Source organism: Lysinibacillus xylanilyticus (assembly GCF_001183605.1).
GTDB lineage: Bacteria > Bacillota > Bacilli > Bacillales_A > Planococcaceae > Lysinibacillus > Lysinibacillus xylanilyticus.
Genome location: NZ_LFXJ01000010.1, coordinates 383,404 through 397,547, shown reverse-complemented (window position 1 = coordinate 397,547; position 14,144 = coordinate 383,404). Strand labels below are relative to the sequence as shown.

At 36.5% G+C, this 14,144-nt stretch carries 12 protein-coding genes and 1 pseudogene; 4 read left to right on the top strand and 9 right to left on the bottom strand.

Annotated features, from left to right (window positions below):
* Positions 1-41 precede the first annotated feature (41 nt).
* Genes ACZ11_RS19425 through ACZ11_RS19410 form a run of 4 tightly spaced genes read right to left on the bottom strand, consistent with a single transcriptional unit; the run spans position 42 to position 2,846 of the window.
* The gene (locus ACZ11_RS19425) at positions 42-416 is read right to left on the bottom strand and encodes a YxeA family protein (RefSeq protein ID WP_049668180.1); all 375 of its coding nucleotides are present in this window, start codon (positions 414-416) and stop codon (positions 42-44) included.
* Between the two features lie 19 nt (positions 417-435).
* The gene (locus ACZ11_RS19420; protein WP_049668179.1) at positions 436-1,167 is read right to left on the bottom strand and encodes an ABC transporter permease; all 732 of its coding nucleotides are present in this window, start codon (positions 1,165-1,167) and stop codon (positions 436-438) included.
* A 12-nt stretch (positions 1,168-1,179) separates the two neighbouring features.
* Positions 1,180-1,932: an ABC transporter permease gene (locus ACZ11_RS19415; protein ID WP_049668178.1), complete on the bottom strand. Its 753-nt coding sequence runs from the start codon at positions 1,930-1,932 to the stop codon at positions 1,180-1,182.
* Positions 1,929-2,846, bottom strand: a complete 918-nt coding sequence (locus tag ACZ11_RS19410) for an ABC transporter ATP-binding protein (RefSeq protein WP_049668177.1) — start codon at positions 2,844-2,846, stop codon at positions 1,929-1,931. Before ACZ11_RS19410 ends, ACZ11_RS19415 begins: the two co-directional genes overlap by 4 nt.
* 285 nt (positions 2,847-3,131) lie before the next feature.
* Between ACZ11_RS19410 and ACZ11_RS19405 the strand changes: the two genes are divergently transcribed.
* Positions 3,132-4,004: a glycine betaine ABC transporter substrate-binding protein gene (locus ACZ11_RS19405; protein WP_049668176.1), complete on the top strand. Its 873-nt coding sequence runs from the start codon at positions 3,132-3,134 to the stop codon at positions 4,002-4,004.
* 390 nt (positions 4,005-4,394) lie between these two features.
* Here ACZ11_RS19405 and ACZ11_RS19400 read toward each other — a convergent pair.
* From ACZ11_RS19400 to ACZ11_RS19390, 3 genes and pseudogenes are all read right to left on the bottom strand, one after another.
* A pseudogene (locus ACZ11_RS19400) lies at positions 4,395-4,601 on the bottom strand (HTH domain-containing protein); the annotation flags it as partial.
* A gap of 120 nt (positions 4,602-4,721) precedes the next feature.
* Positions 4,722-5,105 (bottom strand): penicillinase repressor BlaI, encoded by a 384-nt coding sequence (blaI, locus tag ACZ11_RS19395; RefSeq protein ID WP_049668175.1) that lies wholly within the window; start codon positions 5,103-5,105, stop codon positions 4,722-4,724.
* A gap of 20 nt (positions 5,106-5,125) precedes the next feature.
* Entirely contained in the window at positions 5,126-6,898 is a 1,773-nt protein-coding gene (locus ACZ11_RS19390; protein WP_049668735.1) for a BlaR1 family beta-lactam sensor/signal transducer, read from the bottom strand.
* A gap of 222 nt (positions 6,899-7,120) precedes the next feature.
* Here ACZ11_RS19390 and bla point away from each other — a divergent pair, with 222 nt between their 5' ends.
* Positions 7,121-8,062, top strand: coding sequence for a class A beta-lactamase (bla, locus tag ACZ11_RS19385; protein ID WP_049668174.1), 942 nt, complete (start codon positions 7,121-7,123; stop codon positions 8,060-8,062).
* Between the two features lie 430 nt (positions 8,063-8,492).
* Here bla and ACZ11_RS19380 read toward each other — a convergent pair whose 3' ends face one another.
* Entirely contained in the window at positions 8,493-9,110 is a 618-nt protein-coding gene (locus ACZ11_RS19380; protein ID WP_049668173.1) for a thermonuclease family protein, read from the bottom strand.
* A gap of 132 nt (positions 9,111-9,242) precedes the next feature.
* Positions 9,243-10,982 carry an ABC transporter ATP-binding protein gene (locus ACZ11_RS19375; protein ID WP_049668172.1) on the bottom strand — a complete coding sequence of 580 codons (1,740 nt, stop codon included), beginning with the start codon at positions 10,980-10,982 and terminating at the stop codon, positions 9,243-9,245.
* Between the two features lie 218 nt (positions 10,983-11,200).
* Between ACZ11_RS19375 and ACZ11_RS19370 the strand changes: the two genes are divergently transcribed.
* Positions 11,201-12,631 (top strand): ABC transporter permease, encoded by a 1,431-nt coding sequence (locus ACZ11_RS19370; protein WP_049668171.1) that lies wholly within the window; start codon positions 11,201-11,203, stop codon positions 12,629-12,631.
* A gap of 13 nt (positions 12,632-12,644) precedes the next feature.
* Entirely contained in the window at positions 12,645-14,141 is a 1,497-nt protein-coding gene (locus ACZ11_RS19365; protein WP_049668170.1) for an ABC transporter permease, read from the top strand.
* Positions 14,142-14,144 lie beyond the last annotated feature (3 nt).

The following is a 14,144-nucleotide window of genomic DNA, read 5'->3' as shown; positions in this document are numbered from 1 at the left end:
GACTTTTATTATACATGAATAGGAGGATTATCAGTATTTTCCTATTTCCAGCCGTTATTCTTTTCGTTATTTTTATACTTCTGTTGAACCGTTACTGTCAACTCCTCATAAGGAACTTCTTCCCAATAAGTTACACCCCGAAAACGTGTGTAATACAGCTGAACATAGGCTCCTTTTCTTAATTGTTTCCCGGCTGAAAACTCAAGCTTTTTTTCCTTTCCTTTCTTACTATAGGCAGTCACCTCATAGTCGTGGCGTTTATTATTATCTTGAACTCCTGAATCGTTTATCACTGTATAATAGATAGTCTTTCCAGCAGGATTTTCAGGTGTCAACTTCTCTGGGGTAAAAAAGAACAGTAATAAGCATGCCACAAGCACAATGATAAGTCCCAATATCAGCAATATTTTTTTCATCTAAAATTCCTCCAAACAATTAGGATGAAAGAATATCTTTTTTCTTCAAGCGGCGAATAGATATCGATGCAAAAATAATGATGAAAAATAAATTCGCCACCCAAAATAAAATATTCTGTATATTAGTCAGCTGATCTTGATTCAAGGCACTCATGCCAATCGTGAGGAGTGAGAACGGGAAAAATATACCTAGATTAGCAGTATACATCCCCAAACCGATAAAAACTGCACAAAGACAAATACCGATTGGTGTGGCAAAGCTACGAATTCGTAACGATATGGCCAATTGTAGAGCACTAATGGATAAAGTGGCATACCAACCACGAACGGACCAGCCAATCGTCTCTACTGGAAAATGACCTGGCAAGGAAAACAAGGTGCCCGCTAACCAGTACAACCCTAGAAAAAATGCTTGTGTGAACAGAATTAATATGCTAACTACAAGCAATTTGGCAAAAAAAACACTCGCAACCGATACAGGAGAAGTCAATATCATATTCCAATTTCGGTTCAAATGCTCCAGTCTACATACATAGGAACAGCAGATGGCAATCAAAATAGGCAGGAAGAACTCCCCGTAAAATATGCAAACTTGAGTCCATAAGCTGTACCATCCATTTTCCAGAACGCCTTGATTAAGATAAAAATTTGCACATCCAATCATCAGACTTATGCTGGGAAGTACAACTAGTACAAGACCAATACGAGAATGTCGCAACTTGAGCAATTCAGCAGAAATACTTTGTTTCATCATCTTCTCACCTCAAATTTCCTGCCGAGATACATGGATGCTTCCGGCAATATAAAATAGAACAGTCATCGCTAGTGCAAACAATACAATACCTGCCCCTACAGGCTGTGTTATATAGAGACTTGTAGAACCCGTGTAATGAAAAGTTACCGGGCTGAGATCCAAATAATACGACCAAATAAAAATATGTCTTGCTTCACCCGGGAATAGTCCTGCTGTCATCCCGACGAAGCCCCCTAACATACCTAGGCACAGCGCAAAGGTTTGGTTTTTAATGGCTAAAGAAATCCACTGCTGAAGAGCCGTAACAGCGAGAGTCGTCAGCAAGTTAACTACAATAAACTGGAGTAGAATCTCTATAGGAGGTGTACCAGGAAAACCTTTCATCAATCCGAATACAATCATCATTACGGCCTGTGTAAGAATGCCAAACAAGAGCAAACTATTCGCACAAATATACTTCGCTGCGTAGAGATTGCCGCGTCTCACATTAGTAGCAACAAGCAATTTCCAGGTTGCCCCTTTATGCTCCATATCACAAATACGAGAGACAACAATGGCCGAAATAATTGGCATAAAAAGCCCATTCATAGAGGATATATTGAAAACGATAGATTCCCACACAGCGTGATCCGGATTTTTAGCTATGGACCGGGTAATAGACATGAATGCCCACAGCATCTCCACGCCAAGAAATAATGTAATCATGAGCCATATTTTTTTGCGACGTATTTTGTAATATTCTAGTCCTAATGTTTTAATCACAAGCTTCGCTCCTTCCCTGTCAGCTCCAGGAAAATGTCCTCCAAGCTTTTCTTTTGCTCTTCAATCCTAGTGACAGGAATGTAATGTTCTACAAGTAGTCTATTTATTTCTGCGACCTCTCTGTCCGCAAGATTGTCGAATTCAAGACGGCTACCGCCTTTTGTTAGACTATAGCCTTGCGTGAGGAGCAACTCCTCTGCTTTAGTGTTGTCTCCGGTTTTAAGACGGATTGCGCTTCTACCTTTTTTTCGTAAACTTTCCATACTTCCTTGAAACAGTAGATTCCCATCGCTGATAATGCCTACTGAAGTAGCAATTTGGTCGATCTCTGAGAGCATATGGCTAGAGAGCAATACAGTTATCCCATAGCGTGCTGGCAATGATTTAATGAGTTCTCGAATTTCACCAATGCCTGCGGGATCAAGACCGTTCGTTGGTTCATCTAGAATCAGTAGCTTCGGGAAGGCGAGCAAGGCCATTGCGATACCTAATCGTTGCTTCATTCCTAGAGAATATTGTTCAGCTTTTTTGTCCTTCTGATTTTCCAGACGTACGATACGAAGTACCTCATGTATGTTTTTATCTGGTACATTTCTTAGTCGTTGCATGACCCTCATATTCTCGAGTCCTGTCAGATGCCCATAATAAGAAGGTGATTCGATTAAGGATCCCGTACGTTGTAAAATGGTTGACCGACGTTTGTTTAAACTTTCCCCAAATATATTGATTGTCCCTTCAGAAGGCTTGATGAGGCCAAGCAGCATTTTTAGCGTAGTTGTTTTTCCAGCACCATTCGGGCCCAAAAACCCATAAATCTCTCCTTCCTGAACATAAAGATCCACTTTATTTACTGAATTAATAGATCCATGTTTTTTGGTAAGATTCTGTGTTTGTACAATAGCGGATGTATTCATAGGAAAAAATCATCTCCGTTCAAGTCTTTTATTTTCTGTTCAACTCAAACATTAATGAATTTACCTTTCTCAAATCTAAAGTGAGTCTTACGACAGCCTTAAATTAAAGATTCAACGGCTCTTAAACATGAACTTTTTTACTTGTCCTATCTCAAATCTCCCTTTAAGATTTACAATTTTATAAACAAGCAGATTTGACAAAAGTAACAACCTTTTGATAACTTTAAGTTGTTACTTGTTAATATTTAGATATATCTCATCCTGTAATAAAGAGAGGGAGATTTTATGAAGTTCGGTAATTTAGTGAAGATAGGATTGGCTTTTGCATTACTGTTAGTATTAACTGCTTGTAGCTCAAATGATGGAGGCACGAAAAATAAAGAAAAAAATGAAGTAAACTTAGCCTATGTTGAATGGGATACTGAAATCGCCTCTACAAACGTAGTAGGGCAAGTTCTAGAGGATCTAGGATATGATGTAACACTTACACCACTAGATAATGGAATTATGTGGGAAGCTCTTGCAAAGGGCGAGGTTGATGGTATGGTGTCAGCCTGGTTACCACAAACACATGCCCCACAAGTTGAGAAGTACAAAGATAAAATAGTAGATTTGGGTGAAAACCTTGCAGGTGCAAAAATTGGCTTAGTTGTCCCTAGTTATATGGATGTAAACTCTATCGAAGATTTAACAGATGAAGCTGGTAAAACGATAACTGGCATTGACCCAGGAGCAAATATGACAGCAACTACAGAAAATGCTTATAAAGAATATAGTAACCTTGAAGGTTGGAATGTAGTTACCTCATCAGGAGGCGCAATGACAGCAGCCCTCACTCAAGCCATTGCGAAAAATGAAGAAATCATAGTAACTGGTTGGTCTCCACACTGGAAATTTAACGCTTTTGATTTAAAATATTTAGATGACCCTAAAGGTATATACGGAGCCGAAGAATATATTGGTACATTTGCACGTAAAGGATTGAAAGAAGATAATCCGGGAGCGTATAGTGTTCTTAAAAACTTCCACTGGACTCCAGAAGATATTGAAAGTGTTATGTTCGATATTATGGAAGGTACTGATCCTAAAGAGGCAGCAAAAAAATGGATTAAGGACAATAAAGATAAAGTTTCAGAGTGGACAAAAGATACAAAATAAGCAAATGATGAGTTTCATATACTCGTCTAGCATTACATATTAGGAATAGAATTAAATACAACCAAGTACCTTCTGCACTTTAGTTGATGTTATTTAGAAAATAATTAAAACGTTGAAATTCTGTCTTTTGAGGTTCAACCGAAAAACATACTCTATGCAATTAAAAAGTCAATTCCCAGTACAATATGGAATCGACTTTTTTGTTTTATGCTGCGATTGTTTAACATTTGATTCTAATAATTTTTGAAAGCGTTTTGGTTCAAATTATGGACTTTTCCATAACGCTTCGCACCTAGTATAACGAGTGATACAATGATGCTCCCAATAATCATCATACCAATAGAGATTAAGACTCCTATTCCTGGCACTGATTCATGGTAGGTTATGATTCGATTCGATTCGTTTTATACCGATTAATTCAACATCTAAACCCGCATTTTCAAAAATTTCTCTTGGGAATTTACCTTTTTCATTTTCCGCAATAAAATGACGTTTAAATTCGTCAGTATATGTGATCGCTTTCTCGCTAACTGCTTGCACATTTGGATTACATTTTAGTTGTTCTTGTTCCATTTTCGTAAAATATCTTTTGGTCATTTCACTCTACCCCAACATCTTTTTTCTCATTATAAACAAAAGTACCCTATAGGATAGACTTTTTTCAAAGTGTCTATCTAATAGGGTACAGTTTAAAATTCCAAATCGCTTTTTTAAATATTATTGCTTTTTAGACTTTTTATCTAAAATTAAGCGTAGCTCATTGATATCATCATTAGATAGAGTATCTTCCTGAATGAATTGGGCAAGCATCGATTTCAAGGTACCTCCATAGATACGCTTGATAAATGATTCGGCCTCTGCACGCTGGCACTCTTCCTGTATATAGAGCGGGTAAAAAGTGTAAACTCGTAAATTTTTATTGACACCTACTACATTTTTTTGAACCAATCGATCGAGAAGAGTGCGTATGGTTTTTGGCTTCCAATCAGTTCTCTCCTGTAAGGAAAGTATGATGTCATTCGCCGTTTGAGGAGCTTTATCCCAAAGCACATTCATGATTTCCCATTCCGATTCTGATATATTAGGAATGTTTTTCTCCACAATTATCTCCTCCATTTTCTTTAATAGATTCCTAAATCTTTTAAAATTGATAAAGTAATTTCTATAGCCTTGCTTCCAGATGCAACATCTTCATTTTGTATATTGGTAGCAAAGAAATAAGTATTGTTCTTCGTCTCTACATACCCAATAAACCAACCATTGATGTTTTTTCCATTCACCGTACCTGTACCTGTTTTTCCTGATAGGCGAGCTTCTTCATTCTTTTCTAAGTATAGTGCATCCTTCACAGCCTGGATATTCATTTCCTTATATCCTAACTGATTGTTATAAAAGGCTTGCAGTAGTTGCACTTGCTCGACTGGAGAAATTTTTAATGAGGATTCGTTCCAGAATTCATCTAATCCCCCAGATACATTGGAGTTTCCATAGTTGATGTCTTGTAGATTTGATTGTATGGTTTCAAATCCTTTTCTACGATCTAGTTCTTGGAAATACCAGTTTACAGATTTTTGTAAAGCAGATGCGACATCCTGATCCATATTCCAAGCATCATAGGGGTACTCCGTCCCATCCCATGAAAGGGTGGATTCTTCGGGTGATATCACATTTGATTCTAGTGCAAATAGGGCACTATAGATTTTATATGTGGAATCAGGTGATACTCGCAACGTACTTTTCTCATCATTATAAATACGGTATTGTTTTGCACTAGAATCATATAAAACAAAGCTGCCTTCATACCCATTAAAGAATTGATGTAAATCCTCATAAATTGTTCCGTCATTATTAAAATAGTATCGATCGTTCTCCGTCGAAAATGCGGAAATGACAGGTAATTGGACTGTCAAAATGATACTGGCCAAAACATAAATAAAGACACTTTTTCTTATTGATTTCTTTGCGCCAGGCTTATAGGCAGCAATTTGTTCAATTCGTTTTTTAATTTGACTCTTCGTACCGTTTATTTGTGTAACTAACGGTAGCTTACTTGAACGTTTCGAAAGATCTACAAAATTAATGATTGTATTTCCATATTCATTAAATGAATTATCATCTAGTAAATGTAAAACAGATATATCACATGCGATTTCCCGATCTAATCTCATTTCTCTAAAAGCAAGCCAAACAAGGGGATTAAACCAATAAATGCTTTGATAGAACAACATCAAGTAATTTGTCAGCAGATCCTTGTTTTTATAGTGATTCAATTCATGAAGAAAGATGTGCTCGTAATGTTTCAAGTTGATCCAGTTTTCATGCTGAGAAGGTAAGACGATATATGTTTGAAAAAGTCCAAATATCATTGGAGATTGGACTCTTTTCGAAATAACAATCTTTATTGATTTTTTAATCTGTAGTCTTTTCTTGCATTCTTCGAAAAGCACAAGAACTTCTTGATTGGAAAACGTAGAAGAATAATTCTTTATCCTTCTAAGTGTGATCCACCCACGAACCATTGTAAAAGTAAATAATAGCAACCCTAAGATCCATAATCCCATTACTCCCATATTAAGTAAGGTCAGATCTGTCTGATTGACAGATACAGAAAAGTCTTGTATAAGGTGTAAGCCCTGCATCATATTAGTTCCGTTTTTTTCTGTATTAGGGCTGACAGCAGTAGTCTGATACATATATTCACGGCTAAAGAGAAAACCAAAGTTATACAGACGAGTGGGTATGAATGGAAGTGTTAAAGCGATAAAAAGAAATATCCACAAATGATAGTGCCATTTTGCTGTTAGTTGTCTTCCAAACCATTTTCGTATAAGTAGAATAACAGTAACGGAAAATGAAGATACCAATATGCCAATTATAAAATGCGTTAAAAACATTTCCTCCAACACCAACTCTCTTAGATTTTTACATTTTTAAAACAGGTAGCATATTTATTGGAGCTTAATGGTAAAAAAAATAATGAGTTGACTTAATTTGATTACTTATGTAATACTATACTACAGATGTAATCGGACTACAAACGTAATCTTTGTAAACCCCTTGAAAAAGGTTGTTTTTCAATTCATTAAGAGTCCAATAAAATAATTAGGAGGTTTTACATCGTGAACAAAAAAAGGTTTTTTCAAATCCTAGCACCGATCGGATTGATGCTTATGGTTGTAGGATGCTCGAATGACAACAAACAGGTTATACAACAATCAGAAACAGAACCAAACCAAACGTCAGAAAATATAGTGGAAAATACTACAATAGATAAATTTGAACAACTTGAGAAGAAATATGACGCGAGACTTGGGGTCTATGCTATTGACACCGGAACAAAAAAAACCGTGGAATTTCGTGAAGACGAGCGATTTGCTTACACATCCACATTTAAAGCACTGGCTGCTGGGGCAGTTTTACAACAAAATTCTATAGAAGAACTTAACAAAATAGTTACCTACACTAGTGATGATCTTGTGACCTACTCACCGATTACAGAGAAATATGTTGATACAGGCATGACTCTTAAAGACATTAGTGAAGCAGCAATCAGGTACAGTGACAATACTGCTGGAAATCTTTTGTTTAAGGAACTGGGCGGTCCTGAGGGATTCGAAACATCTTTAAAAAAACTTGGTGACCAAGTAACTAATGCTGAGCGTATTGAGACAGGCCTAAATGAAGCTGTACCAGGAGAAACTCGTGATACTAGTACACCAAAAGCACTTGCTAATGACCTTCAAGCATACGCGCTCGGCGAAGTATTAACACATGAGAAACAAACTATGTTAGTTGATTGGTTAAAGAGAAATACAACTGGAGATAATTTAATCCGCGCAGGAGTTCCCAAGGGGTGGGAAGTTGGTGATAAAACTGGCGGAGGAGGTTACGGAACACGCAATGACATTGCGATTGTTTGGCCGCCTAACAGAGAACCCATCGTTATTGCAATACTATCCAGTCGCGATAAACAGGATGCAACTTATAACGATGAGCTTATTGCACAGGCCTCAGAGGTAGTAATGAATGTTTTTAATTCCACTCCAAATAACAAGTAGTGGAATGAATTATTATAAAAAATTGCTTAACATTGTAAATATGCAGTTTCTTGACGCTACTTCCTTATGAAACAAATAACAAAAAGCCAATTTCCTTAGCTTACAGGAAATTGGCTTTTTCACTGTCGAAATTCGAGTTTCGTTGGTGGGACCCCATGTCCAATGTCTTTTACATAGGGTACACTTTACAGTACAATATCGAATCGACTTTTTTGTTTTATGGCTACGATTGTTTAACATTTGAATCAAATAATCTATGAAAGCGTTTCGGTTCAAATTATGTACTTTTCCATAACGCTTCGCACTTGAAGCCTTTTGACAAATTCAACAAGCTTCACTTTATTTACAACTATATATTTTGAATTAAGAAAGGACCGCCCTCAAAAGGCATTTTCATTACCTTTTGGGACAGTCCCTTTATTAATATCTTCTATTTTAATACTTCCGGATGGAAACCATCTTTTTGGAAGTAATTTTGATGTGACCAAATATTTAACTTTTCTTTTTCTGCATCTTGCTGGATGTCTCTAAATTCATCCTCAAACGTATTGTTTGGTTTATGGATAAAGCGCACTGCTGCAAGACCTTCTTTTAATAATGATTCTTGCAACATTACATCATCAATAAAGACATAGGCTAATAAACGATCGTAGTTATCTGTTTCTGGTCCAACATCGTAAACCGCTTCAATCTTTTTGGCGTGTTCTAACAACTTAATCGTATAATCTCTCGCATCTTTAGCATAAGGCTGTGCTTCACCTTTGTTATAATTCATCTCTGGTGTATCTACCATCAATAGGCGAATTTTTTGTTTCTTGCCATTTATTGTCGCCTGAATTGTATCACCATCATATGCTTTAATATAATCTATATCAAAGCGTTTATTTCCTGTTTTTTCTTCAACCTGTTCAATCGAAATAGCACCATTCTGGTCAGTAGATGTTGTATCTTTTTCTTGGGCTGGTGATCTGCCAAAAATCATATACAATGCAACAGCAATAATGATTGTACCACTCGTAATTAACGTTTTTATATCTTGCATTTTCATGTAGTAGGTCCCTCACAACTATTCATCTTCATTACACTTTAAGGAAGCTTCTAAAAGAATCCTTAACTCATCAAAAGTCCTTAAAAGTTTCACGATGTTTCTATTGTAAAATATCGGGCTACTACATTCAAGCTATGTAGTTGCAATGGCCACCCAATGATTTGGGGATACTTCTACAAGCTGACTATTTTCTATCTCATAGTGTGTTTGTATGTCCTTATTTTCGGTATCCATAAATTTTTGCTTTTCTATTGCCGGATCTGGAATCGGTATTGAGTGTAATAAAGCTTGTGTATATGGATGCTGTGGATTAGAGTACAGCTCCTCACTTTCTGCAAGCTCTACAATTTTCCCACTATACATGACAGCTACACGATCGCTAATATGTTTAACCATAGACAAATCATGTGCAATAAATAAGTAGGTCAATCCAAGACGCTGCTGTAAATCCATTAACAAGTCTACAATCTGCTTTTGAATAGAAACGTCAAGTGCTGAAAGTGGTTCATCACAAACAATAAAATTTGGCTCCACTGCTAAAGCTCTTGCGATACCAATACGTTGTCGTTGTCCGCCTGAAAATTCATGTGGATAGCGCATTGCATGTTCTTTATTTAAGCCTACAAGTTCAAGTAATTCCTCCACACGCTGTTGACGCTCTTCATTTGTTTTAACAAGTTTATGAATATCTAGTGCTTCCCCAATAATATCTATTATCTTTCTTCGAGGATTCAATGAAGAGTATGGATCTTGGAAAATAATTTGCATATGACGTCTCATTGCTTTAAGCTGCTTTTTCGTCAGTCTTGTAATTGGAATACCTTGATACAAGACTTCCCCATGCGTTGGCTGATGAAGCTGCAAAATAGTTCGACCTGTCGTTGATTTTCCTGAACCTGATTCACCTACTAAACCTAACGTTTCTCCTGGGTATATATGGAACGATAAATCATTGACGGCCTTTACTGTCTGACCATGCCCTAATGCGAATTCCTTTGAAAGATGTGTTACTTCGATTAATGGTTTATTTTTATCTATGTCAAGCTGTACATTCGCAATTGGTTTAGGCTGCTTTCTCTCATGGAGCTTTGGTAAAGCATTTAATAGTTTTTTAGTATAAGGATGTTGTGCATTTTCAAAGATTTCCTCTGTTGTACCTTGCTCAACAATTTCTCCTTCCTTCATAACAATAACGCGATCGCACATACCAGCAACAACACCTAAATCATGTGTAATTAATATGATTGAAGTGCCCATCTTTTTTTGCATATCTCGCATTAATTTTAAGATTTGCGCTTGAATAGTTACATCAAGGGCTGTAGTCGGTTCATCTGCGATTAGTAAAGATGGATGACAAGCAAGTGCCATGGCGATCATAACACGTTGACGCATTCCTCCTGAAAACTCATGCGGATATTGTTTATATCGTTCTTCTGCATTTCGAATGCCTACAAGCTTTAATAACTCTATTGTTTGCTTATATGCCTCAGCTTTGGACATTGACTGATGTTTTATTAAACTTTCAGCCACTTGTTCACCAATACGAATAGTTGGATTTGTAGATGTCATTGGATCTTGAAAAATCATACTAATATCTTGCCCACGGATTGCCTCCATTTGTTTTTCGCTCAATGAAGTAATCTCTTGGCCCTTAAACAAAATATTTCCTGACTTTAGATATGAAGGTGGTGATGGTAATAGACGCATAATTGAACGAGCCGTTACACTTTTACCACTACCTGATTCCCCCACAATTCCGAGTGTTTCACCTTGATTTACATGAAAATTAACGCCTTTAACGGCTTCAAACTCTGTCTCTCCCGTAATAAAAGATACATGAAGATCGCTGATTTCTAGAAGCTTTTCACTCATTCGATCCATCCTTTTGTAAATTTTGTGATTGACTTAATTACAAGTATAATCCATACTTTACAATACTGATAGGAATTATACAATATAAACTACTAAACGTTTCTTCTTGCAATCTATTCAATAGAACCTAACTAAAAACGAGTTGGCAACTACGTGTGCTGATGTGGTTTTATCCACACTTTAGAATCTATTATTTTACTTACGTCTGGAGGAAATGCATGGTTATTTCAAAAGTTCGTTCTTCAACTAAGGAACATGTATTCTTTTTTTCAGTTTATCAAAAGCTCATGCACCATAAGTCTTACAATGCTCTATTCTTTCTTTTAAGTATTTTAGTACACCCTTTAACCTACTTATCTTATCGGAAAAGAAAGCATTCACTCCAATACCGACAAACTTTTGAGCAACGAAGTCAGTACTACAAAGAAAAGGGTTTGGTCACAAAATGGCAAGTTAAATTTGCCGAGCAAGAATTAGCCAAAGCTAAATTCTTTCATGAAAGTGTGTCAGAAAAACAATTACAGGAAACTGCTTCGAAACTAGCCGAAACAAAAATTCAACAGTTAGTAGAACAAGATTTATCGAAGGATGGTTTAGAAGATCCATCCTATTTACAATTTTTTAGTCAGCAACTTAAAAATAAAAGCTTTGTGGTCCTTACTTTTTTACCGGCTTTTTTATTTTATGTAGCCCTAATATTGTTTGCGAATCCATTTCTACAATATGTCATTGAACGAATACTACAAAGTTTCATTGTAATTGTAGGTGTCGCGACATTGGTGTTTACAATTTTGTATTTGTCGCCATTCGATCCAGCAAGAAACTTACTTGGTGTTACGGCAACGCCTGAGCAAATAACTAATTTTAATCATATTCATGGTTTAGATCAGCCATATTTATCACAGTTATGGAATGCATTATCTGGCCTATTCACATTCGATTTAGGTACTTCCTTTGCAGGAAAGGAAAACATTACGCATAGCATTGTAAACAAATTTCCTATCACACTTGAAATAGCTATCCTATCACTTTTAATGGCTATCGCTATTGCTATTCCGGTCGGCATTATATCAGCTGTTCGTCCGAATTCATATTTGGACTATACATTTATGTTTATCGCCTTGATTGGATTATCCATTCCAAGTTTTTGGCAAGGATTGATATTTATTTTAACGTTTGCATTAAAGCTACAATGGTTCCCAGCTACATACAATCCTCAAAACTGGCTATCTTTAATAATGCCAGTTATTGTCTTAGGAACATCCATTACGGCTTCCATCGCCCGTATGACAAGATCCAGTATGCTTGAGGTGATACATGAGGATTACATTATTACAGCGAGAGCTAAAGGCTTGAATGAATTTAAAGTGATTTCAAAGCATGCTATTCGCAATGCCATGATTCCTATAATTACAGTGATTGGACTTCTTTTTGGTGGAATGTTAGGTGGAGCATCTGTTACAGAAAAAGTTTTCAATATTAGTGGTATTGGTAGCTATATTGTTGACAAGCAGTTTATTCCGGACATTCCGGCTATCCTTGGTGGGGTCGTCTATATTGCTATTACAATTTCGATAGTTAATTTATTCATCGATATTTTGTATGCCTTTTTCGATCCACGCATTCGCTCGAAAATGAAGAAGTCTTAAAGGGGGATCACCATTGAAAAACAGCTTACATGTCAAACTACTTTTGAAGATTACACAGGAATATGTCAATGCACATTTTACATTTGTCTTTTCCTTACTGTTTTCTTTATTATTTCTAGCTTATAGCTATAATTTCTCTACTCAAAGTTGGCGACCAATCGTCTTAATCTTTTTCGTCATTTATGCAATTACCACAGCCTATGTTGGTTTCCTGACTTTACGAATTAAACAGGATTTAGCAAGCCATAATGACATACGAAAAAGCACTCGATTACTCGGTTATCCACTGTTATTGACAATAGTTTCAGGTAATATTTTTTCCACATCTTTTGCTTTTTTGCTTATGTCAAAAAGTAAGACAGCTGAATATATTTTTGCAGCTTATGCATTCATCACTCAGCTTTTTATTATCGGTATTTCAGCACTGAACTTATTTAAACCGTATGTCACAGATACGTTTTTACTAGCAATGGGGCTTTTCTTATTCCTTGCAATCTTTTATATCGTGATGTTAATTCTATGTACAAAATTTGTAACTTCCGAGGCCGCACCGAAATGGATGCTGTTTCCTGGCATTTTGCTGCTTATTGCCTCTTTGACTGGCAATCTATTTGCAACATTGCTAGGGTATAGCCTTATTCAAAAAGCTCGAAAGTCGAATCCATCTACAATTGAAAAATGGCAAAGGATTTGGGAAAAGATTTTACGCAATACGATGGCCGTCTTCGGGTTATTTTTCATAGTATTTATGTTTTCTTTGTCCGTAACGAGCTCTTGGACATTTGACTATGACTTCGCTATTGAAAATAACTATGGAGCATTGTTACAAACGCCTTCGTTAGAATATCCACTTGGCACCGATAATTACGGACGTGATTTATTTTCTCGCATTGTTTTTGGTGCACAAATATCGCTTATTGTCGGACTTTTCTCAACGATTATACCTGCATTAATCGGCGGTACACTTGGAGCCTTTTCAGGTTATTACGGGAAAGCGACCGACAACCTAATCATGCGAAGTCTTGATATTTTATATGCCATTCCTGGAATTTTACTAGCAATTGCTATTATCGCGGCGTTTGGTGCCAATACCATTAATTTAATCATCGCACTAAGTGTTGGAGCAATTCCAACGTATGCTCGTACTATGCGCGCAAATGTAATGCAGCTCTCTAATTTCGAATTCGTGGAATCAGCCAGAGCATTAGGAGCATCTGATGCTGCAATCATTTTTAAGCATATTGTTCCTAACTCGTTAGCACCGATGATTGTCAAAGCAACATTAACCATTGGTGGCGCTGTGATTTCAACAAGTAGTTTAAGTTTTTTAGGGCTCGGAATTGAACCACACATTCCTGAATGGGGCAATATTCTAAAGGTTGGTAGTACGTACCTGGAAACACATTCTTATGTCGCTATTTTCCCAGGTCTTTGTATTATGCTTCTCGTTCTCTCCTTTAACTTCTTAGGTGATGGGTTGCGAGATGCTTTAGATCCAAAATCAAATTAATAA